At 32.5% G+C, this 22,464-nt stretch carries 21 protein-coding genes, 1 pseudogene and 2 riboswitches; of the genes and pseudogenes, 8 read left to right on the forward strand and 14 right to left on the reverse strand.

Annotated features, from left to right (window positions below; all coding sequences use genetic code 11):
- Positions 1–88 precede the first annotated feature (88 nt).
- Positions 89–1,390, reverse strand: coding sequence for a M18 family aminopeptidase (locus tag KPL51_RS07110; RefSeq protein WP_216158908.1), 1,302 nt, complete (start codon positions 1,388–1,390; stop codon positions 89–91).
- A 222-nt stretch (positions 1,391–1,612) separates the two neighbouring features.
- Between KPL51_RS07110 and KPL51_RS07115 the strand changes: the two genes are divergently transcribed.
- Positions 1,613–2,800 carry a cation diffusion facilitator family transporter gene (locus KPL51_RS07115; RefSeq protein WP_216158910.1) on the forward strand — a complete coding sequence of 396 codons (1,188 nt, stop codon included), beginning with the start codon at positions 1,613–1,615 and terminating at the stop codon, positions 2,798–2,800.
- Positions 2,801–3,255: 455 nt separating this feature from the next.
- On the opposite strand, the gene lysA is transcribed toward KPL51_RS07115, so the two are convergent.
- Together lysA and KPL51_RS07125 are read right to left on the reverse strand one after the other, a co-directional pair.
- Positions 3,256–4,554 (reverse strand): diaminopimelate decarboxylase, encoded by a 1,299-nt coding sequence (gene lysA, locus KPL51_RS07120; RefSeq protein ID WP_216158912.1) that lies wholly within the window; start codon positions 4,552–4,554, stop codon positions 3,256–3,258.
- A gap of 25 nt (positions 4,555–4,579) precedes the next feature.
- The gene (locus tag KPL51_RS07125; protein WP_216158914.1) at positions 4,580–5,779 is read right to left on the reverse strand and encodes an aspartate kinase; all 1,200 of its coding nucleotides are present in this window, start codon (positions 5,777–5,779) and stop codon (positions 4,580–4,582) included.
- A 163-nt stretch (positions 5,780–5,942) separates the two neighbouring features.
- A riboswitch (Lysine riboswitch) is annotated at positions 5,943–6,114 on the reverse strand.
- Positions 6,115–6,309: 195 nt separating this feature from the next.
- Here KPL51_RS07125 and KPL51_RS07130 point away from each other — a divergent pair.
- The 4 genes and pseudogenes from KPL51_RS07130 to KPL51_RS07145 form a co-directional block, all read left to right on the forward strand.
- Positions 6,310–6,597 (forward strand): annotated as a pseudogene (locus KPL51_RS07130) (P-loop domain-containing protein); the annotation flags it as partial.
- Between the two features lie 337 nt (positions 6,598–6,934).
- Complete coding sequence (locus KPL51_RS07135; RefSeq protein WP_216158918.1) at positions 6,935–7,099, forward strand: hypothetical protein; 165 nt, start codon at positions 6,935–6,937, stop codon at positions 7,097–7,099.
- Positions 7,093–7,422: a type II toxin-antitoxin system RelE/ParE family toxin gene (locus KPL51_RS07140; protein ID WP_216158920.1), complete on the forward strand. Its 330-nt coding sequence runs from the start codon at positions 7,093–7,095 to the stop codon at positions 7,420–7,422. The genes KPL51_RS07135 and KPL51_RS07140 overlap by 7 nt, the downstream gene beginning before the upstream one ends.
- Before the next feature lie 730 nt (positions 7,423–8,152).
- Positions 8,153–9,718 (forward strand): recombinase family protein, encoded by a 1,566-nt coding sequence (locus KPL51_RS07145; protein WP_216158922.1) that lies wholly within the window; start codon positions 8,153–8,155, stop codon positions 9,716–9,718.
- A gap of 90 nt (positions 9,719–9,808) precedes the next feature.
- Here KPL51_RS07145 and KPL51_RS07150 read toward each other — a convergent pair whose 3' ends face one another.
- From KPL51_RS07150 to KPL51_RS07160, 3 genes are read right to left on the reverse strand one after another with little or no spacing between them, the layout of a single operon-like run.
- On the reverse strand, positions 9,809–10,123 hold the full coding sequence (locus KPL51_RS07150) for a hypothetical protein (RefSeq protein WP_216158923.1): 315 nt from the start codon (positions 10,121–10,123) through the stop codon (positions 9,809–9,811).
- Positions 10,095–10,259, reverse strand: a complete 165-nt coding sequence (locus KPL51_RS07155; RefSeq protein ID WP_216158925.1) for a hypothetical protein — start codon at positions 10,257–10,259, stop codon at positions 10,095–10,097. The genes KPL51_RS07150 and KPL51_RS07155 overlap by 29 nt, the downstream gene beginning before the upstream one ends.
- A complete protein-coding gene (locus tag KPL51_RS07160; protein ID WP_216158927.1) occupies positions 10,250–10,732 on the reverse strand; it encodes a GNAT family N-acetyltransferase in 483 nt (160 codons plus the stop codon). The genes KPL51_RS07155 and KPL51_RS07160 overlap by 10 nt, the downstream gene beginning before the upstream one ends.
- A 196-nt stretch (positions 10,733–10,928) precedes the next feature.
- Here KPL51_RS07160 and KPL51_RS07165 point away from each other — a divergent pair, with 196 nt between their 5' ends.
- A complete protein-coding gene (locus tag KPL51_RS07165; protein WP_216158929.1) occupies positions 10,929–11,702 on the forward strand; it encodes an ATPase in 774 nt (257 codons plus the stop codon).
- A 112-nt stretch (positions 11,703–11,814) separates the two neighbouring features.
- Here KPL51_RS07165 and KPL51_RS23975 read toward each other — a convergent pair whose 3' ends face one another.
- A complete protein-coding gene (locus KPL51_RS23975) occupies positions 11,815–13,035 on the reverse strand; it encodes a collagen-like domain-containing protein (RefSeq protein WP_280526759.1) in 1,221 nt (406 codons plus the stop codon).
- A gap of 205 nt (positions 13,036–13,240) precedes the next feature.
- On the reverse strand, positions 13,241–14,326 hold the full coding sequence (locus tag KPL51_RS07175; protein ID WP_216158931.1) for a tetratricopeptide repeat-containing glycosyltransferase: 1,086 nt from the start codon (positions 14,324–14,326) through the stop codon (positions 13,241–13,243).
- A 181-nt stretch (positions 14,327–14,507) separates the two neighbouring features.
- On the opposite strand from KPL51_RS07175, the gene asnB reads away from it, so the two are divergent.
- Positions 14,508–16,349: an asparagine synthase (glutamine-hydrolyzing) gene (gene asnB / locus KPL51_RS07180; RefSeq protein WP_216158933.1), complete on the forward strand. Its 1,842-nt coding sequence runs from the start codon at positions 14,508–14,510 to the stop codon at positions 16,347–16,349.
- Positions 16,350–16,800: 451 nt separating this feature from the next.
- Here the strand turns inward: asnB and KPL51_RS07185 are convergent, their stop codons facing one another.
- The 6 genes from KPL51_RS07185 to cbiM form a co-directional block, all read right to left on the reverse strand.
- The gene (locus tag KPL51_RS07185) at positions 16,801–17,214 is read right to left on the reverse strand and encodes a GntR family transcriptional regulator (RefSeq protein ID WP_312888479.1); all 414 of its coding nucleotides are present in this window, start codon (positions 17,212–17,214) and stop codon (positions 16,801–16,803) included.
- Positions 17,215–17,234: 20 nt separating this feature from the next.
- Positions 17,235–17,567 (reverse strand): cobalt ECF transporter S component CbiN, encoded by a 333-nt coding sequence (locus KPL51_RS07190; RefSeq protein ID WP_216158935.1) that lies wholly within the window; start codon positions 17,565–17,567, stop codon positions 17,235–17,237.
- Positions 17,567–18,319 (reverse strand): energy-coupling factor ABC transporter permease, encoded by a 753-nt coding sequence (locus KPL51_RS07195; protein ID WP_216158937.1) that lies wholly within the window; start codon positions 18,317–18,319, stop codon positions 17,567–17,569. Before KPL51_RS07195 ends, KPL51_RS07190 begins: the two co-directional genes overlap by 1 nt.
- 67 nt (positions 18,320–18,386) lie before the next feature.
- Entirely contained in the window at positions 18,387–19,214 is an 828-nt protein-coding gene (locus KPL51_RS07200; RefSeq protein WP_216158939.1) for an energy-coupling factor ABC transporter ATP-binding protein, read from the reverse strand.
- Between the two features lie 16 nt (positions 19,215–19,230).
- Positions 19,231–20,127, reverse strand: coding sequence for a cobalt ECF transporter T component CbiQ (gene cbiQ, locus KPL51_RS07205; RefSeq protein ID WP_216158941.1), 897 nt, complete (start codon positions 20,125–20,127; stop codon positions 19,231–19,233).
- A 192-nt stretch (positions 20,128–20,319) separates the two neighbouring features.
- A riboswitch (cobalamin riboswitch) is annotated at positions 20,320–20,501 on the reverse strand.
- A 58-nt stretch (positions 20,502–20,559) separates the two neighbouring features.
- The gene (gene cbiM, locus KPL51_RS07210; RefSeq protein ID WP_216158943.1) at positions 20,560–21,552 is read right to left on the reverse strand and encodes a cobalt transporter CbiM; all 993 of its coding nucleotides are present in this window, start codon (positions 21,550–21,552) and stop codon (positions 20,560–20,562) included.
- Between the two features lie 359 nt (positions 21,553–21,911).
- Here cbiM and KPL51_RS07215 point away from each other — a divergent pair, with 359 nt between their 5' ends.
- The gene (locus tag KPL51_RS07215; RefSeq protein ID WP_216158946.1) at positions 21,912–22,331 is read left to right on the forward strand and encodes a DUF3842 family protein; all 420 of its coding nucleotides are present in this window, start codon (positions 21,912–21,914) and stop codon (positions 22,329–22,331) included.
- Positions 22,332–22,464 lie beyond the last annotated feature (133 nt).

Consider the following 22,464-nt stretch of genomic DNA (forward strand, 5'->3'; position numbering starts at 1 on the left):
TATTATCTCCAACTAATCCATTAATTATTACTAAAAATAACAAAAAGAACCCACAACAAATGTTGCGAGTTCTTTTCTTCTATTAAAATTAAATTTTATAAAATTCTTGAAAGGATTTTGTAACATACATATGGTCCATTACTCCGCCTAGCTCTCTTATAGAGTGCATAGCCAGTGTGGGGCTTCCCATATCCACTGAACGTATATTTAAATGAGATGATGATATTGGGCCTATAGTCGACCCTCCACGTGCGTCAGAACGATTAACAAATTTTTGAACTGGAACCCCCGCTTTTTCACAAATCAATTCATAAACTGCATCAGAGTTACTATCAGTAGTGTAGCTTTGACTGGCACTAATCTTTATAACTGGGCCCTTATTAATATAAGGCTTATTTGTTGGGTCATTCTTTTCGGGACTATTAGGATGAACAGCATGTGCATTATCTGCAGATATTATAAAGGATTTAGAAATAGCTCTTAGAAAATCCTCTCTATTTTTATCTTGTGATATTGCAATTCGTTCTAGTATATCAAGTAACATATTTGAATCAGCACCCTGCTTTGTTGCGCTCCCCACTTCTTCGTTATCAAAACATACCATTACATTTGTTGCCTGAGCAGCGGCTACTTTAACTAATGCCCTTATCCCAGCATGTACCATGGCGAGATCATCTAATCTTGAGCTTGAAATAAATTCATTATTCAACCCGATAATTGATCCCTTTTCATATTCATAAAGAAATAAATCAAAATCTATGATTTGCTTATCATCTACACCTAATTCGCTGGCAATAGCACTCATAAGATAATTGTTTTTTTCTAATTCTTCGCTGACCATTGTCAATAACGGTAGCGTATCCTTTTGTTTATTTAGTTCAATTCCAGTATTTATATCTCTATTCATATGAATAGCCAAATTAGGAATTATCATTATAGGCCTATTAATATTAACAAGTCTAGTTTCTGGATATAATACGTTTTTGCTTCTTAAAGTCACCCTTCCAGCTATGGCAAGTGGTCTATCCATCCAAGTGTTTAGTATTGGACCACCATACACCTCAGTATTTAATCTTACGTATGTATTGTCAACTATCATTTCCGGTGCTGGCTTAATTCTAAAGCTAGGTGAATCTGTATGAGCTGCAACAATTTTAAATCCAGTTTCCTGTATTTCTCCCTTTCCAACTACAAAAGCAGTTAGTGCAGAATCATTTTTTGTGACAAAATATTTCCCACCCTTTTGAAGGTTCCACTTTTCTTCTTCTTTGATTTCTACAAAACCTTCTTTGGATAAATCTTCTTTAGCCTTTGTTACAGCATGAAATGCTGTTGGACTATCATAAATATAATCAATAAGATTTTGAGCAAATTCTAATTCACTATTCATATAAATTCCTCCAATGCATATTGTGGCACATTAAAACAAATAACTATACTAGTCTATTTTTCATATGCCTAATTTAGATAAGCACTTTGTTTATCTCTTCCACTATTATAACAAATTTATTGATAATATTTCTATAAAATCTAAATTAATGCTATAATTAATTGACAAATATATGTTTAAAATTTATGTTTTAAATTATACTATATATTTAGAGGTGAAAATATGATATCAAAATTTTTAATTTCAAAATTTATAAAAAATTATGAAGACACAAGCAATAAAAAAGTAAGAGATTCCTATGGTTACCTTGGTGGTGTGGTTGGAATTATAGTAAACTTATTACTTTTTATTACAAAGCTATTTGTAGGAGTGATATTAAACAGTATAGCCGTTACAGCAGATGCATTTAATAATCTTTCAGATGTAGCCTCTTCGGTTATTACAATTCTTGGTTTTAAGCTAGCTAATAAACCACCAGATAAGGAACATCCCTTTGGTCACGGAAGACTTGAATATATTTCAGGACTTTTAGTTTCTTTTTTAGTAATGCTAGTAGGTTTTGAGTTTATCAAAACTTCCTTTGATAGAATAATTAATCCTTCAAAGGTGATTTTCGCTCTTATACCCTTTATATTAATATTAGTATCCATAGGCTTTAAAATTTGGATTAGTAAATTTAATAAGACGTTAGGTAAAGCCATAAACTCTTCCGCGCTTGAAGCTTCTTCCTTTGATGCCTTAAGCGATGTCATTAGCTCTAGCTGTGTTGCACTTTCATTGCTTCTTTCTAAATGGATTGACTTTCCAATAGATGGATACATAGGAATAATAGTATCCTTTATAATAATATATGCTGGGTATTCACTTATTAAATCAACCATAAATCCCCTGCTAGGTGAATCTCCCGATATAGACCTCGTAAAAGGTATTCGATCAAAGTTATTATCCTATGACCATATTACCGGTTCTCATGACTTAGTTATCCATAACTATGGACCAAGCAGATGCATGGGTTCCATTCATGCCGAAGTTCCCTGCAATATTTCTATAGTTAAAATTCATGAGATTATAGACAAGGCAGAAAAAGAAATTTCTGAGGAATTTGACATATATCTAGTTATTCACATGGACCCAATAAATACAGATGATGAAGAGGTTGAAGCCTCTCGATTAGAACTTTTAGATATATTAAAATCTTTTCCTATAATAAAATCAATACACGATTTTAGAATTGTAGGAGAGGGTGAATATAAAAATTTAATTTTTGATGCTGTAATTGACTTTAATCCATCCTTTACAACAGATGCTGAAGCTAAACTAGAACTTGATATTGGTATAGAGCTGAAAAAATATTGCCCTCAGTACAATGTAGTGATGACAATTGATAGAGATTATTTAGGTGTTATTTAAAAACAAAAAAAGTATAAATTACTACAATTGCATTCTCTTCGCTAAGAACTTCTAATTTTATTTTTTTAGCAGTAAATAAATATTTAGTAGTATCTTATCTACTGCAAAAAGACTACACTGATTGGAGTAGTCTTTTATTGTGTAAAAAAATTCTCGTAATCCTCCTCCACCGTTCCCCAAAAGTCTGCTTAAATTAAAATAAGTATGAAATTTGCCCGGAGTGACTTGCAATATGAAACGACAAAACTATTAAAATTCGATTTAGAAATTCTTGCTTTGCTTATATGAAATTCTCGTAATGCCGCCAGGACGGCGGCATAGCGAACCCGAGCCAGGACGGCGAGTGTGAGCGCTAGAGAATTTCACATGAGCAAAGCATTAGAATTTCTTAATCGAATTTCCAGTTTCAAGTTCATATTGCAAGGCCCGCAGGACAAATTTTATACTTTCATTATCTATAAGCACACTTCGTTAGATATCATGTCTTTGTAGGTTTGTCTTTTGCATATAAGTTTATGACTCCCCTTACTTACCAATACCACAGCTGGCCTACGTATTTTATTATAATTGCTGCTCATAGAATATCCATAAGCCCCCGTTGAAAGCACAGCTATAAGGTCTCCACTATCAACCACTGGTAGTTTTACACCTTCCAGTAATATATCTCCACTTTCACAACACTTACCAGCTATTGTAACCACTTCTGTACAAGGTTCACTGATTCTATTGGCTAATACACATTGATACTGTGCATTGTATAATGCTGGTCTTATATTATCTGTCATTCCACCATCAACTGCCACATATTTCCTAACATCCGGTATATCTTTTATAGCTCCTACAGTGTATAAAGTAATTCCTGCATTAGCTACAATTGACCTGCCTGGCTCTATTACAAGTGTAGGTAAGTTTATTCCAAGCTCTCTGCACTTAACTTCGGCTTCCTCAATTATTACTTTGCAAAACTCCTCTATTTTCTTTGGCTTATCACCTTTGTCATAATAAACACCGAAGCCTCCACCTAAATCTAATTCTTCCATATCGCAGCTAAATTTTTCTTTAATATCTTTAATGAAAGACATCATTATGCCAACCGCATCCATATAAGGTTGTAACTCGAAAATTTGAGATCCTATATGACAGTGTAGACCTGCAAGTTTTATATTTGAAAAATCTATAGCAGTTTTTATAACTCTTTCTAATTCATTATTTAATGTAGTAAACCCAAACTTTGAATCAATTTGTCCAGTTTTAATATAATCATGGGTGTGCGCTTCTATTCCTGGTGTTACTCTAAGAATAACCCGTTGCATAATGCCTTTTTCCTTTGCCTTTTCATTGATAATTTCCATTTCATGAAGATTGTCTACTACAAAAGTACCTACACCCAGTTCTATTGCCATTTCAATTTCATCCAATGTTTTATTATTACCATGAAAATATATTTTTTTTAATGGAAACTCAGCCTTATAGGCCGTATAAAGCTCCCCTCCCGAAACTACATCTAAATATAAGCCTTCACTTTTTATAATTTCACACATAGCTATAGTTAAAAAAGCTTTTCCCGCATATGCTACCTTATTTTTATCCTCACTACTTTTAAATGCTTCACGAAACCGTCTACAGTTATCTCTTATAAGCTGTTCATCCATTACATAAAGTGGGGTGCCATATTCATTAGCTAAAACCTGAGCACTAACACCTGCAATATTTAATTTATTATTTTCGACCACTATATTGCCAAAAAACTTCACATAAATCCCTCCTTCTAAATTATATTTACATATTGAATTCCTTTGCAATAACTTGTATAGCCTTAAGTTTATCATCTGTTTTGATAGCACAAGTAATTCTTATTTCTGAAGTAGTAATCATTTTAATTTCGATATTATTTTCACTAAAAACCCTAAACATTCTGGCTGCTACTCCAGAAGTTGTTTTCATTCCAAGCCCCACCATGGAGAATTTAGTTATGTCTTCATCAACTATAACCTTATTATGTTCTATTGTGCTATCTATAATTTCTAAACTATCCTTTAGACTTTCTTTAGGAATTGTAAAAGATACATTTACGGTTCCGTCTATAGGTGACGTTTGACTTATCATATCTATATTAATTCGCATGCTTCCTATAGCTTCAAATATAGTAGCCAGTATATTTACATCTATAGGTATTCGCTGTAGGGTCACTGCTACATCCTCATCACTAGTTGCTATTCCTGTTACTGGTTTACTTTCCATATCCATGTTTTTCACCTCCCTAATTACAGTTCCTTTAATATCACTATTACTAAGACCTACATATATAGGTATACCATATTTTTGAGCAAGCTCTATAGATCTTGAATGCATTATTTGAGCCCCCAAACTTGCTAGTTCTAACATTTCTTCATATTCTATTTCATCTAATTTCTTAGCCTCACTATATACTCTAGGGTCCACACTATATATTCCATCCACATCAGTGTATATTTCGCAACTTCCTTGCAGTTTCACAGCCATTGCTACGGCCGTTGTATCAGACCCACCTCTACCTAATGTTGTAATATCGCCTTCTCCATTTATTCCTTGGAAGCCAGCAACTATTACAATTTTGCCTTCTTTAAAACTCTTTTTAAGTTTCTTATCATTTATATCCTTAATTAATGCTTTACCATATTGTCCACTAGTTTGTATACCAATTTGATGTGCAGTATAACTTATAGCATCATACCCTAAGTCCTTAATCGCCATAGCAAGTAGTGCACTAGAAATCATTTCACCCGTTGACAATATAGCATCGAGTTCCCTCTTATCTGGTTCCTGCGTTATACCTTTGGATAGAGCTATTAGATCATCTGTAGTTTTGCCCATAGCAGATACTACAATAACTAAATCTGTATCTTTGTTTTTTCTTTTTACTATATTTTTTGCAATGTTTTTAATTCTCTCTGTACTACCTACAGAGGAACCTCCATATTTTTGAACAACTACCGTCATAACTCAATCCCCCTTCTTTAAAACTTAAAACTTTTTTCCTTAAATAAACTACTAACATTTCTGCAATTAGCTCTAGAAATATTAATACATAGCTTCAAAAAAAATAAATACAGCAAAGGAACACCTTTGCTGTATAAAATACATATTTTCATACAAACTTCGTGTACCTTGTAGCTCTCCACTGAAAAAACAGTGACAATTTCACATATATTATATGTAAAACCAGAAAATATTTTCACAGAATATATTTTCTTCGGCTATAGCTCCTTTTCTTGTTCTTCTTCGCCTGTCAGCTCCGAACAAGTACTCTTAGATACAGCACCTCTACCCTAGGTAGTTTACTTTTTAAATTAGTTCCTAGTTTATCACAGTATGATTATAATCACAAGTATTAATTATAAATATTTTTCTGCGTATTTTTTAAATAATTATAAAGATTAAAACCATAAAATATTAATGCAATGAATTATAAGCAGATCTTCAACCTCTGAATATTATATATTAATACGATAATATGGAGTGTGATATTTGTGCAAGGTACTATTAAAAACTTTTTTCCTGGTGGCAATACTTCAAGAGGTTTCTATTCATTTTACAGGTATATTCTAGGTCAAGACGAAGCAAGAAGAATCATATGTCTAAAAGGAGGTCCTGGAACCGGTAAATCTTCCTTAATGAAGAAAGTCGGTAAATACTTCAATGAAAAGGGATACGACATAGAATACCATCACTGCTCTTCTGATAATAATTCACTAGACGGATTAGTTATTAAGGGACTTAACGTTGCAATACTTGATGGAACCTCCCCTCATGTAGTGGTATCATTAAACACAAATTGTAAAGAATATCCTAATGAATAAGAACATTTTATGTGGTATAATTATTAAAATATAAATACCATCTAATTATAGAATATTTGATTAATTGCAATATAATCTGTATAATATTAATATACGTATTTTAATACAGATATTTAGAAGAAAAATTTGACGTAAAAAATTTCAATGTTCTGGGGCATATGAGAATGAATTAAAATTTTAATTATTTCTTAGAAAGATTGTTTAAAGAATTAAATAAATATATAATAATATTCATAGTAAAAAAATTGATTGCACGTTTTAAAATAGATATAATATAAAACTTGGAGGTGTTAACATGGAGACTATTGCAAAAAAAGACAATAAAAAAATAATTCAAACCAAAGAAGATATGTTGTATAGCAAATATATTCGAGAGAAAGTTGAAAGAGCTGAAGAAGATTTTAAAAATGGAAGATATATAACTAGTGACCAACTTAGAGAGGAATCTAAGACATGGTAATATGGTCGAATGAAGCAAAAGCGGATTTAAGAAAAATTTATAAATATATCTCCACAGATTTTAAATTGTATGCAGATAATGTTAAAAATAATATTATTGATAAAGCAGATACATTAGATGAAATGAATAAGAGATTCCAAGTAGAACCAGAGTTCAATGATGATACGATACGGTATATGATAGTTTATTCTTATAAGCTATTATATAGGATAGTTAATAACGAAGTTATATTAGTACTTGGGTTACCTTCACAAAGACAAATTCTACGGAAGAAGTTTTCCAATATATACAAAATAGAAATACCTAGTAATAGGATTAAATAAATTAGAATAATAAAGCAGATATGTGTCTGCTTTATTATTTTTTAGTGTATACTTGTAGAAAATGTACTTGTAATTTATCCTTTACCATATATATCCGCTTTATATTACTTGTTTTTATCAGTAATTGTAGTAAGTAGGGATATATCATACCCCTGCTTACTGTAATTTAACTAAGATTTGATTATGTTTTGATTTTTAATATTATTAACCCTGAAAAGCAGTATAATTATATGTAGGTTAGCAGACTGTTACGGTATACCGTCAAACTAAACAAAAATATTACAATTCATATGTTTTATCATTTATATAATAATCAAAATAAAATAAGTTATTATATAATCGGGTAAAATAAAAATACTTTCACATATAGTGCAATTACACATTTCAATTTTTACATCTATATTTTCTTTTCTAATATAAATTTAATCTTAATCTTAATCTTACATTATAACACCATCATTAATATTTTTTAATTTAATATCTTATAAGACTTTTTAGATGGAATTAATTATTGTTTGTCCACATATTGTTTATTAAAGCAATATATTTATAGAGGTCTTATGTCTAATAATAAAACTCATTTTATCATAGAAGAATACTTCAAAACAGAAGACGATAATCTAAGATTACTAACACTTCAAGATATCTTCCTGAAATTAATAAAAACCTATGAACTAATGGAAAACACGTCTTTACAGGATGTATCCAGTCATACAAAGGAGAACCCCTCATGAACCAAGTAGCCATTTATTGTAGATTAAGTGACGAAGATAAAAATAAAATAACCACTCTTAGCGATAGCGAGAGCATTCAAAATCAGAAAAATCTCCTTATGAAATACGCTATAGATATAGGATGGGATATATTCAAAATTTATAGTGATGACAACTATTCTGGTCTAGATAAAGACCGTCCAGAGTTTAAGCAAATGATTCAAGATGCAGAAAATAAAAAATTTGATATAATTCTATGTAAACATCAATCCAGATTTACAAGGGATATGGAACTTGTAGAAAAATATCTTCATAATAAATTTATTGAGTGGGGTATCCGCTTTGTTACTGTTGTAGATGGAGTGGATACTTCAGATAAGCATAACAAGAAATCAAGACAAATAAATGGCTTAGTAAATGAGTGGTATTGTGAAGACATTAGTGAATCCATTAAATATATTTTCAAACTTAAGCAGCAGCAAGGAAAATTTATTGGCTCCTTTGCAACATATGGATATGAAAAGGACCCTAAAGATAAAAACAAACTAATAATTGATGATGTAGCTGCTGAAACTGTTCGAAAGATATTTACTTGGTATATCGATGGTTATGGTACACAGAAAATTTCTCAAATGCTTAATGGATTAGGTACACCTAACCCAACCAAATATAAGAAACTTCAAGGCTATAACTATATAAATACATCCTCTAAAGATGATTTGGGTCTATGGAATAAAACTACAACTAAAAGAATGCTAAAGAACCAAATGTATATAGGAAATATGGTTCAACATGTACATGAAAAGTTAAATTATAAATCCGACAAAAAGATAGCTTTAAAATATGAGGACTGGATTATAGTTGAAAATACTCATCTACCAATTATTGATAAAAAAACATTTGATATCGTGCAGGAACGTTTGAAAAGTAACACTAGAAGTTCTGGAGAAGGTCAGGCACATATATTCGCAGGAAAGGTGAGATGTATGGACTGTGGCAATACAATGGTAAGAAACTCTGGTGTTTCTGGATATAAATACTTAAGGTGTAAGCTGCACTATATAAACCCAAAGAAAAAGCTTTGTACCAGTCATTCAATAAGGCTAGAGAATCTAGAGCAAATAGTTACTGAAAGACTAAAAAGCCATCTTATTAATTTAAATGAAGAAAGTTTATCCTCAAAATTATTTGAAAGTTCTTCTGATAAAGGAAAGTTAAAGTCCTTGCAGAAACAATTAAATAATACCGAGAAGGATATTATTGATAGAGATTTAGTATTAAAAACCTTATACATTGATAAAGTAAAAGGAATTATAACAGTGCAGCAATTCAATGAATTTAATTTATCTTTTTTCAATGAAAAGAATGACCTAATAAATAGAAGAGATATCAGCAAAAATACAATTGAAGCTATAGAAGTTTCTTTAAATGACATTAGTAAATATAAAGAATTAGTAAAAAAATACAAGAATTTCACTGAGCTTAATTCGCTTATGGTTAATGAGCTGATTGATTACATTGAAATTGTAGAGAAGGATATTAAAACTAAAGAACAGAGAGTAAAAATTTATTGGCTCTTTTAATTAGGATATTTCCAAGATAAAAAAGGGAAGTAATATAAAATCTTATATTACTTCCCTTTTTACTAATTATTATATAGATTTATAAAAACTCTAATTGGTTGGCTTAATAGAAAAGTCTTGAGGCATCTTGTAAATAGAGTTCCCACTACACTGTTGCAATTTATGAGCAGTATGTTCCTTTACAGGCATAATTATTTCAACAAAACTCATTTCACAAAAGAAGCCATGTAGCACGTCGTAATTTTCTATTACATATTTAGCAGATTCACATAAAGCATTGTTATCATCTGTATCCCCAAGCATCACTGCACAATGTGGAACGCAACTATCTGGCAAATAATGTTCGTATCCTATATGGTCGCAAAAGCTCAAAATGTTATGAAGTACCTCTCTTTGCAATTCCATATGGTAATTTCATGATTTTTTCTTCTGTATCTTTATCAAAATATATTTCTACTGCATACCTCATTTTCAATTCTGCTTTATGGCTTTCATTACTATTTAATTCACCTTGTAAAATATAATTAAGAATTATACACATCTAGTGAGCTGCTTTTCATAGAATACTAATGTCATTTTGTTATTTATAATTTCCGTCTTTCCTGTTTTTTTATAACCTAACTTCTCATATAAATAGCAATTCCCTTGTTCTTGTAATATAGTATCCAATTCCCACACCTTTGCATCACTATATAAATGCTCAATCATTTGAAAGACCTTTTGTGCAATACCATTTCCTTGTTGTTCTGGTATTATGAAAATAGGGCTGACACGATAGTGTTTATTATCTTTTTTTACTACCCTAACTCCACCCACAGCAACACCATCATTTTTAATAATATAGTAGTCTGTAAATAGCTGATTGATTCGACCAATTATTTTTTCTATTGGCTCACTTCCAGGACTGGTTTCAAAGTCCTGATATCTTTCCAATAGGACCATGAATGATTTGATTTGCATCCCGTAAATAATTTTTGCATCTTTAAGCCCAGCTTTAATCAAAGATATATCCATTAAATGTTCCCCCCCCCTCATTGTTTGTTATATTGTACAACATATTAATACATTCTTCAAATATTTAACATAATTATATATTAATTGCTTCATATGTGGTTACTCCCACAACAAATAAATGTAAATTTGTGTTTACGATACCTCCCCTCATGTAGTGGACCCCGTAAACCCCGGGGCAGTTGACGAAGTGCTAAACATGGGCGAATGTTGGGAGGAAGAAGGTTTTAAAAAATACAGACGTGATATAATCGAAATAAATAAAAAAGTTGGTAAAACTTTCAAAAGAGCCTATAAATTTTTTGGGGCAGCTAAATTAGTTTATGATGATTGGTCGACCTATAATAGTGAAGCCTTGAACAATAATAACTTAAACCTACTAAAAGAAAATCTAAGAGAATCACTATTTACTATCCCACCATCTAATGTAGGCTATGATAGGCATTTATTTGCTACCGCTTTTACACCTAACGGAATTGTCACCTATATAGAAAACCTGTGCTCGGATTATAAAAAGATTTATATACTAAAAGGGGGTCCTGGTACTGGCAAGTCAAACGTCTTAGAGTTTCTATCTGATGAAGCCTTAAGATGGGGATACTATGTAGAGATTTTTCATACGCCACTTATTCCTGAAAAAATTGAGCACATATTAATTCCGCAATTAAATGTAGCCATTCTTACCTCTAACGAAATAAATAATTTAGACTTAGCAGGTACTGTAATTGATATGAAGGATTGTTTAAATTTAAGTGCCCTTGAAAAGAACAAAACTGAAACAGAGTATGATTCAGCTGAATTTTTCATACTTTTAAACAAGGGTTTAGCTACAATAAAAGAAGCCAAAAGTCTACATGATAAACTTGAAACTTTCTTTGTTCCAAATATGGATTTTTCCAAAGTGGATGCTGTACTTACAAAAATCATTAAAAAGATAAATGGGTATGAAGAAGATTATTTAGATAACAAATAAGCTTTAAAGGGGCTATCTCAAAATGATTTAAAAATCATTTCAAGAGGTAGCCCCTTCTAATTCAATAAAATTATTTTATATTATGCTACTGTTAAAAGTCAACTTAATCCTATTAAACAATTCTGAAAATAGATACGGTTCCAATAGGTCCGGATAAACCTACCAATACTATACTAATAGGACCACTTGAATTGTTAACAAATCTGAAAGTTTCTTCTGCTGTTGCGGCATAAATCCTATTCGAACCGCTTATTATTGGATTTGTTGCTGTAATAGATATACCTGCGATAACACCACGAAGTGATGACACCAAATCAATCTCTATAGAAACTGTTCCAGGATTTGGAGTAACCGCTAACTTCCAGTCTATTACATAAACGCCTGTTGTATTAACTGTAAAGACACCTGTTGATGAACTATAATTTAGATCAATGCCTACAATATTTACAGCATCATAAATAATAGTGCCTCCAACCGGAATTGATAATTTATTTGTTGTTATAACACCATTTGCATACGAATTAAAACTTGGTCCTATTGGTCCTGCTGGCCCTGTTTGACCATTCTGTCCATTTTGTCCTGTTGGTCCTATTTGACCAGTCTGTCCTGTCTGTCCAGTCTGCCCTGTCTGTCCAGTTGGTCCTGTTGGTCCTATTGGCCCTCTTGGTCCTGTTTGACCATTCTGTCCATTTTGTCCAGTCTGTCCAGTCTGTCCTGTTGACCCTGTTGGTCCTGTTGGTCCTGTTGGCCCTGTTTGGCCATTCTGTCCATTTTGTCCTGCTGGTCCTGTTGGGCCTGTTTGACCAGTCTGACCATTTTGTCCAGGTGGTCCAGTTGGTCCTGTTGGCCCTGTTTGACCATTTTGTCCATTTTGTCCAGCCTGTCCTGTTGGCCCTGTTGGTCCCGTTCTACCAGTTGGTCCAGTTTCTCCAGTTTGTCCGGTTTCACCAGCCGGCCCAGTTCTTCCAGTCGGCCCAGTCGGTCCAGTTGGTCCGGTTGGTCCTGTTTGGCCATTCCGTCCATTTTGTCCCGTTGGTCCTGTTGGTCCTGTTGGTCCCGTTGGTCCTTTTGGTCCAGTTGGTCCGGTTGGTCCAACTATACATTTCACACAACTGGGATGACAAGGATCACATGGATCACATGGATTACAGGGATCACAGCAATCACATGGATTACAGGGATCACATGGATTACAATGATCACATGGATTACAGGGATCACAGCAATCATGTTTGTCATTGCTATTGTTTTTTTTAGGAATGAAATAGTCATAAGATTCATCTATCTGATCAGGCTGATATTTGCCAGAAGAATTTCCTTTATAATTAATCATAATAAACTCCTTCCTTATTAAGAAAATTTTATCTATTTAAAATGCTTGTACTTTTCATTTAAGATGGTTATACCATCTATACATAATATGCTTATATCTAATTTTGTGTTATGGATAATTAATAAAAGTTTTAGTTGTATTTAAAAAATACAGATCAATTTTATAGTCTATAATTTTTATATTATATTAAGCAAGATAATTATATTTATAAACTATCCAAATAAATTTTATGATTATTTAATAGCCTTTGATTATTAGGCGAAAGATTAATAGCCTCCTGCGAAAAATCAATTGCTTTAGATACCATACTTAAGTTGTAGCATCCTAATGCTGCCAAATCATACGGAGTATAGTCCCAAGCATTTGCATCGTTAGCAAATATATATTTTTTCTCCTTTATTTTTAATGCTTCTTTTGCATAATAGTAAACACCAAGCCAATCCTTTTCTCGATAAGCTAATAAGGATAAGTCTAAATAGGGCTCTCTTAATGAAATGGATTCACTTATTGCTTTATGAAGCCATTTTTTAGCATTCAACATTTCTCCTTTTTCACAATATGCTCTTCCAATATACCTCATAGAAGAACATCTTTCCTCTTCCCAAGTTGATGTAGGTAGATTTAGATAATTCTTTAAGGTTAAAATGCAATCGTCCCAATTACTATCAAACATATACTCCCTTCCAAGGTAATACATGTTTCTACTATTATCAGGATTTTCACTAACAGCCAATTTTAATAATGGAAGATTTAAACTTCTATTTTTTGTTTTATCAGGATAATGATTATACACCATGCCCTTAATATAAACTTGTTTTTCCTCTCCCACACCTATATATTCTAAAATCTCATGCGTTGGATATATCCATCTAAATCCATGTCTTGCATGAATTCTGTCCCAAGTATATTGTACAGCAGGTAAACCATCATCATTAATACTCCAATTATATAAATATAATCCTCGTGTAGCTTCTTTGGTCCATACATTTTTTAGGTGTTCTGCCCAACCAGGCTCAATAACATCATCAAGATCAGAGGATACACAAATATCTATATCATCAGGAACAAATTTTAAACATTCATTTCTTGAATAATCAAATCGAAATGGATCAGCATATATGGAATAAACAAGAGCTCCTCTTTCTTTTAACTTATTAATTGTATTATCGGTAGAGCCAGTATCTGCAACTATAACAATATCAGCTTCACTAACACTATCCATAAAGCGGTCAACAAATTTCTCCTCATTTTTACAAATTGCATATACGCAAATTTTATACTTATTACTCATGAAAAACCTCCAATTAAACGAGTAGCTATATTACATTACATTATATGCATATAAATAATGATAGGGCACATGGTGAACATGCTTTTTAATTAATGAATTTTTTTTTGCAATTAATGCACATTCTAAATTAAATTGCATAATATAACTATGATTATGTTATATGATTTTAGGAGATGTTAATATGTGTGGCATTACAGGCTGGGTCAATCTATACGGTAATATTGAACAAGAAGATGGGATTCTCTTTAAAATGACTGATACCTTAAAAAAAAGAGGTCCTGATGATAGTGGCTTTTACTTTTCAAAGCATGCCATTTTAGGTCATAGACGTTTAGTGGTTGTGGATCCAAAAGGTGGAGCACAGCCTATGACAAAAAAAATAGGGGATAATACCTATACTATAGTTTATAATGGCGAGCTATATAATACTGAAGATGTAAGAAAAACATTAAAAGAAAATGGCTTTACTTTTTCCTCGTACTCTGATACTGAAGTGCTATTAGTAGCTTATATCTTTTGGGGCGCGGAATGTGTTAAGCATATAAATGGCATTTATGCCTTTGGAGTTTGGAATGAAAAAGAGCAAAAATTATTTTTAGCAAGGGATCCCTTAGGAGTTAAACCTCTATTTTATACGATCAAAGATAATTCCTTGATTTTCGGTTCAGAAATAAAGACACTTTTAGCTCATCCAATGGTAGAACCAATTCTTGATAAACAAGGCCTAACTGAACTTTTTGGCTTTGGACCTGCCAGACCTCTTGGTAGTGGTATCTTTAAAAACATTAGTGAATTACCTCCTGCTTTTAGCTTAAGTTATAGTAAAAATGGACTTCAGACAAAAGAATATTGGAAACTTACTGCTAAAACACATGATGAAAATTTATCTACAACTTCCCAGCATCTTCGTTCTCTTCTAGTAGATTCAATTGAAAGACAGTTAGTTGCCGATGTCCCCGTGTGTACTTTTTTATCCGGCGGCCTTGACTCAAGTATAATTTCTGCTGTAGCTTCTTCTTACTTCAAAAGAAATAATTTGAGTACCTTAAATACTTATTTTATAGATTATATTGATAACAAAAAATTTTTTAAGCCTACTGAATTTCAACCAAATTCAGATGCGGACTGGATTAATAAAATGGTAGACTATATTGGGTCAGATCATCATAATATACTAATTGATACACCTGAGCTTACCTCTGCACTTAGATCTGCAGTTCTTGCAAATGATCTTCCAGGTATGGCTGACGTAGATTCCTCATTATTCCTCTTTTGCAATCAGGTAAGAAAAAATGCCACTGTGGCCCTATCAGGCGAATGCGCTGATGAGCTTTTTGGTGGATACCCCTGGTTTACACGCGAGGAAGATATAAATGCTACTACCTTTCCTTGGTCAAAATCAGTAAGTGATAGAAAAAGTATACTATCCCATGATCTTCAAAGTCTTCCACTGGAGGCATATGTTCAAGAAAAATATGATGAAAGTCTTCGGCAGGTTCCTAGTCTATCTGGGGAAAGTCAAAGAGAGAATAGAATGAGAGAATTATTCTATCTTAATATAAAATGGTTTATGATAACCTTACTTACGAGAAAAGATAGAATGAGTATGTCTAATAGTTTAGAAGTACGAGTTCCTTTTGCAGACTACAGACTTGTAGAATATGCCTACAATATCCCTATGGATATGAAATATTATAAAGGCCGGGAAAAAGGATTATTAAGAGAATCTCTTACAGGTTTACTGCCAGACGATGTGCTTTGGAGGAAAAAGAGTCCTTATCCAAAGACCCACAACCCAAATTATACAATTGCGGTCCAAAAGTGGATGAACAGCATACTACAGGATAAATCTTCACCAATATTACAAATTATAAACAAGGAAAAAGTTCAGGAAATAGTTGATTCAGGCGGACTCGCCTATGGTAAGCCTTGGTTTGGTCAACTTATGGCAGGTCCTCAACTTATTGCTTATTTAATCCAAGTGGATACTTGGCTTAGGGAGTATAAGGTAATTATTGAATAATAAAGAGGAAATCTAAAAAAATGCTTTCCTAGGATAACACCCTAAGAGAGCATTTTTTTGTTAATAGCCAAAACTAGTCCAATTCCTCACCTTGCTAAAATCATATTAATGCAATATAAAACAAATAAAAACATTAATACATAGCCTATCTCTGTAATTACTCCGCCTATAATATTTTCGCTTGTCATAATATTTACCCTCCAATTATAGATTTCTCTACATCATTACTTTTATCTACATTGGTGATAATAGGTACTTAAAATTGTAAAAAGACTAAATAACTTGTTGACTTCTAATTACTTTATTTTTCTTCAATAAAATATGAATTTTGATGTTCATTCTCATTGTTATCTCCATAGTCTATACTTTCTTCATTAAATATATAGAAAAACGATGTTAATTTTACTAAATTATTATGTAATTAATAGTTAAGGTATGAAATCCTTTATATTTAATGCATACTTTTTTCATGCACCCTTTGGTTTACTATGTCTAAAAATTCCTCTGGCTCCATTCCAATTTTTAAAACTTCGTCTATTCCTAAGTCAACGAATTTTATTATGTTGTTTTTAAAACTTTGACTTTTCCAAGATATAGCTTCTTTAACCACAAAAGTTCCCTTTCCTTGATAAGCTTTTAAATCTCCTCCATGTTCCAAGTCATTATATGCAGTACTCACAGTATTTCTGCTTACTTTTAGCATCTCAGATAATTCTCTCTCTGTAGGTAATTTTGTTCCAACTCTGAGAGTTCCTCTTTTTATTTCACCTATAATCTGTTGTTTAATTTGAATGTAAAATGGTACTCCATTTTTTCTATTTATTTCAATGTTAATAAAAATCCCCCCGAAGTATATTAATATAATCCAATCTCACAGTATAAGATTTAGGTCGTTTTTTTAGTTTTATTATCCTGATTTTCTTTTTTAGTTCTCTCTACGAATCTTCCTAGAAAAAAGAAAAGAACACCAACTCCAATACCTGTCTGTAGACAAAAGAGCAAACTCTCAATTTCACCTGGTAATTCTCCTCCAATCCATGTTTCCATAACAGGGTTAATCCAAGGCTTATACTCAGTACCCGTTATCTCGGAAACTACTTTGCTTCCTGCATCATCAGAGCCACCGAATTCAGCACCCTTTAACGTGAATAATGGTATAATGGCAATCAATGCAGCAATAACTAATAAAATAATAACTTTTTTTTTCGTCTTTGCCATTAATTTTCGCCTCCAGTAAGGAATCCAAGAACTGTCAATTCGGATTTTGCATATGTTTCAAGCCCCATAATGATGACAACAGTTAGAATACCTTCGATAATTGCCAATGGAAGCTGTGTTGGTGCAAATACTGCAAGAAACTTTACTGCAGATGCTGCTATACCACCGTTTGATGACGGATATGCAAGTGCGAGCTCCATGCTTGTTACGCAATAGGTAAATAAGTCACCTATTGATGCTGCTAGAAAAATACCTACATATTTATTTACTTTTAGCTTTTTGCATAATTTGTATATCGCATAAGTAATAAGCGGTCCTGCAATAGCCATAGAAAAGGTATTAGCACCTAGAGTTGTCAGTCCGCCATGAGCAAGCAAAATTGACTGGAAAAGCAATACAATGATTCCCAGGATGCTGGCTGCCATTGGTCCAAATAAGATTGCGCCAAGTCCGGTACCGGTCATATGTGAGCAACTTCCGGTTACTGACGGAATTTTTAAAGATGAAAGTATGAAAATAAATGCACCTGCCATAGCAAGAATAGTGATGGATCTACGGTTGGCAGATAACGTTCTCCTAAGTGATAAATAACCTGCCACTAAGAATGGAACGCAGATAACCCCCCAGATAATACAGAATTTTAGAGGAAGATATCCTTCCATAATATGCATTGCGTTTGCCACTGGAGTTATGCCGAAAATTATTGCAAATGCTATAGCAATAGATATAATTTTCTTTTCGTTTTTATTCATTTTTTCCTCCTTTATTGTTTTTAGTTTAAATTAATCTAATCCAAGTTAAAATTTTTATAAAAACTACCTATTTATTAAATATATTCTTTAATTCTTGTGTACTTTTGGGATAAGTTTTAGTATCTTCTATCAAATGCTTTTCTACAAGCAATTCATAAACTTCTAGCATAATTGGCTGTTTTAGATTTGCCTGCTTTAAAAGTTGCGTGTTTTGGAAAATCTCTAAAGGTGTTCCATCTGCAATAATTTTCCCTTGGCAAAATACAAGAACTCGCTCAGCCCATCTGTATGCGAAATCTACATCATGGGTAGAAATCAGCAATGTTTTACCCTCTGAACCAAGCTTTTCCAAAACTTCTTCTAGCATGGATGCGTTTAGTGGATCCAGCGCTGCCATTGGTTCATCAAAAACAATGATTTTGGATTTCATAGCAATAATGCCTGCAATGGTTACACGCTTCTTTTCACCGCCACTCAAATAGTGTGGTGGACGGTCCTTAAAATCTGAGATATTCATGTATGCCAGTGCTTCCTCAACTCTTTCCAGTACTTCTTCTTTTGGAAGCTTCAAATTCATAGGCCCAAAACCAACTTCTGCCCTAACTGTAGATGCAATTATTTGATTATCCGCATCTTGAAATACTATTCCAATATTTTTTCGAAGCTCCTTCAAACTTTTTTTATTGACCACAGTACCTTGGTAAATGATTTCTCCCTGATCTGGTGTAAATACACCATTCATATTCAAGAAAAACGTAGATTTTCCAGATCCATTGGAACCAATGACAGCGATTTTCTCACCTTCGTAGATATCCACACTTACACCATCCAATGCAGACTTTCCATTTCCGTAGGCATAGTATAAATCTTCGACTTTTAATATTGGATTTACCATAATGACTCCTTTCTTTCTATTTTGTAAAGACCCAGAGTAGAATCAGAAAAATGATAAAGACCATCACTGTAACAATTTGTATTATCTTTACCTTTTTATCTTCTTCCAAAAATATAAGTTCTCCATCGTAACATCTGGACTCCATAGCATCATAATAAGTGTTTGCTTTTTTTAGAGAAATAACTAGCATATTGCTTGCAATGCTTCCAAATGTATAGAAGGAAGTTTTAAAATCACAATAACCCTGACGGGATTCTGCGGAGTTTTTCATTTTAGTATAGACCTCCATTAAAATGAATATGTAACGGTAAATGAGATTCATCAGCTCTATAATAATTTTTGGTACATGTGCCTTTCGAAGCACATAAATAATCTCGGAGGAGGGGGTCGACAGTGTAATCATCTGTAGAGCACTGATAGCTGCAAAAACCTTCATAATCAAAAATACAACTTCTTTAAGCTTTGCCTGAGAAGTAAAAACATAGCAGAAACCAAGATATATGTTGTACTGACCCATGGCCTGCTTGGAAAAATCAATAGCAATTGTAAAAGTCCCAAGTAGTATAAAGATGATTGGAATCGTCAGTATTGATAAGTATTCATGTACGGGAAGCTCTCCTTTAACAACGGTCACATAAGCCATTGCAATAATGATTGCAATAGATACGTAGGGATTGTTCAATAGATTACAAAGAATCAGTATCAGAACTGAAAAAGACACTTTAAAAGTAGCATTCCAGTATCTGATTTTAGAATTATAAGCATAAAAATCAATTGAAAATCCTTCACCGTGTTTATGTCCGATTTTATTGTGATGTGTTCCATCCATATTGGTATTCCTATTCTCTTGTTCCCATTTGAAGAAAAACACAGCTATCAGAAAAATGGCACATATAATAATAATTTTTACCATTTCACATCTCCTTTGAATTTTTACCCCACGGCAGCATTTTCAGAAAATTCAGAATTAGAAAGCCTGTGTATAAACCAAAAAAAAGCCTTTTAACTTACGCGTTAAAAGGCAAAGATTTAAAAATATGTTTAACCATATAATATCAGTAAACAGATTTCCATTGTAAAGACCTCCCTATCAATCGTAGAGTTTGCGGTGCATTAATATAGGCAGGTCTTCTGACTTAAGAATCATTATTTAAGTACGCCTTCCCCATTTACGAGTGACATAATGTACTAAAATTCATCTATTACAGCTACGAGATAGTTCAGGATTTTAACCTGATTCCCTTTTCATTAATTAAATTTAATTAAACCTATATTTTATTATTTAATTTTAAATTATTTCAAACATGTGCTTATGGTACAAGTATAATGTTATTCATACAAAAAATCAATGCTTTAGTTGTCTTTTTTTAATACCGCTAATCAGCTTAAATATTATAATGATAATAGCAACTCCTCCTATAGCTGATAGTATATAGCCCATAATCTCTGAAATTCCACTAACTGAATAATCCGGCATTAGTGTCTTAAAACTAAAACCCTTTTGCATTCCCTTTGGGATAAAGCCTAGAAATTTACCTTTAGTTACTACGGAATTAATTTCCTCTGGTCCCCACTCTCCCCATGCTGTACCTGTTGCTAATAGACCAAGTGGAGAAAGACAAACCATCCCTATAAGCAATCCATAAATAGGATTCATCTTCACTTTTAAATCTTCATAAATAATTCCTGGTGAAACCTGTTTAACAAATGCATAGACGCCAGCAGTAATAACTCCTTCTAAAAAACCTACAACCAACAAATGGGGGATAACCATTGCGGGAATTGATATATTTAATGCATATGGAGAATATAGTGGCATCCCCAGTGCATCCTTAAACAAAATAGGCTGAATTCCAAATTCGATGGAGGCAAATAGCGCAGCAACATTGAGTGCTAAGTACGATGAAATAAAAATTGCAACATATGTGCCTTTATTAGTTTTGATTCTTTCCTTTATTAAACTATATGTATAATATCCAACGAACGGTGCTATAAATGCCATATTAAAGCAATTTGCGCCAAAGGATAATATACCTCCATCACCAAAAATAACTGCCTGCACTAGCAGTGCAATGGTTACCGATATGCAAGCTGCCCATGGCCCTAAAAAAAGTGCTACCAAGGTCGCTCCTACTGCATGTCCAGTAGTTCCTCCTGGCAGTGGTATATTAAACATCATGATCATAAATGAAAAAGCTGCTCCTATGCCCATTAAGGGTATCCTCTTTTTTGTTAACTCGTTATTAACTTTTTTTACAGCTATTCTCCATATGGGTACCATAACTGCCCCCATAACGGCGCATGTTGTTGGACTTAAATAATTGTCTGGAATGTGCATTTTAACTCCTCCTGTATAATTTCTAAAAAAAACGAAACCACAAAAATTAATAACTGCTTTGCAGAGATCAACCTTCGTGGTCATCAATAAAATTTATGTATTTATAATTTTTTAAATAAGCATATGCTCTCGTAGCATATAAAATTACAATAACATATAATTTTTCATTTGTAAATAATAACTTTGTATTTATACATATCTATATCCTTTTAAGTTACTTGAAATTACAATTTCATGATTATTTTATTTCTACTAAAGTTGTAATTTTGTTTAAGCCAAAATAGAATATACATGAATATTATAGTATACTATTGTTTATATATAACTAACTATATACTATATTTTTCAGGAGGATTACAATGAAAATAGCTATAATAGATGCACAAGGAGCTGGGCTTGGTCAAGCAGTGATAAAGAAAATTCGAAAAGAAATTGACCTTAATGTTTATATTATTGCACTTGGTACAAATACGTATGCTACTTCAAATATGATAAACGCAGGTGCAAATATTGGCATAAGTGGTGAAAATAAAATTTGCTCATTTTGCAGGACAAATAAAGTTGATAGTATAATTGGACCAATTGGTATGATATGTAGCGGTGGTATAAACGGAGAAATCACCCCCATAATTGCCAACTCAATATTTAATATGGATTGTACTAAATATATACTTCCACTACAAAAACATGGCATTTATATTCCAGGCACAAGAAATCTTCAAATTAAAGATATAATCGAGGAAATCGTACTCCATATAAAAAATAATATAAAGGTATAGTTTTATGAACTTTATCATACGACAAACCGGAACTTATTTCAAACAAATATTGAGCCATGCTTTAGCCAAGTTATAGCAAGCCCTAAACTCATTACTTACTTAATTCAGATAGATAACTGTAACTGGCTTAAAC

Source organism: Clostridium bowmanii (genome assembly GCF_018861315.1).
In the GTDB taxonomy this organism is placed as follows: domain Bacteria; phylum Bacillota; class Clostridia; order Clostridiales; family Clostridiaceae; genus Clostridium_AD; species Clostridium_AD bowmanii.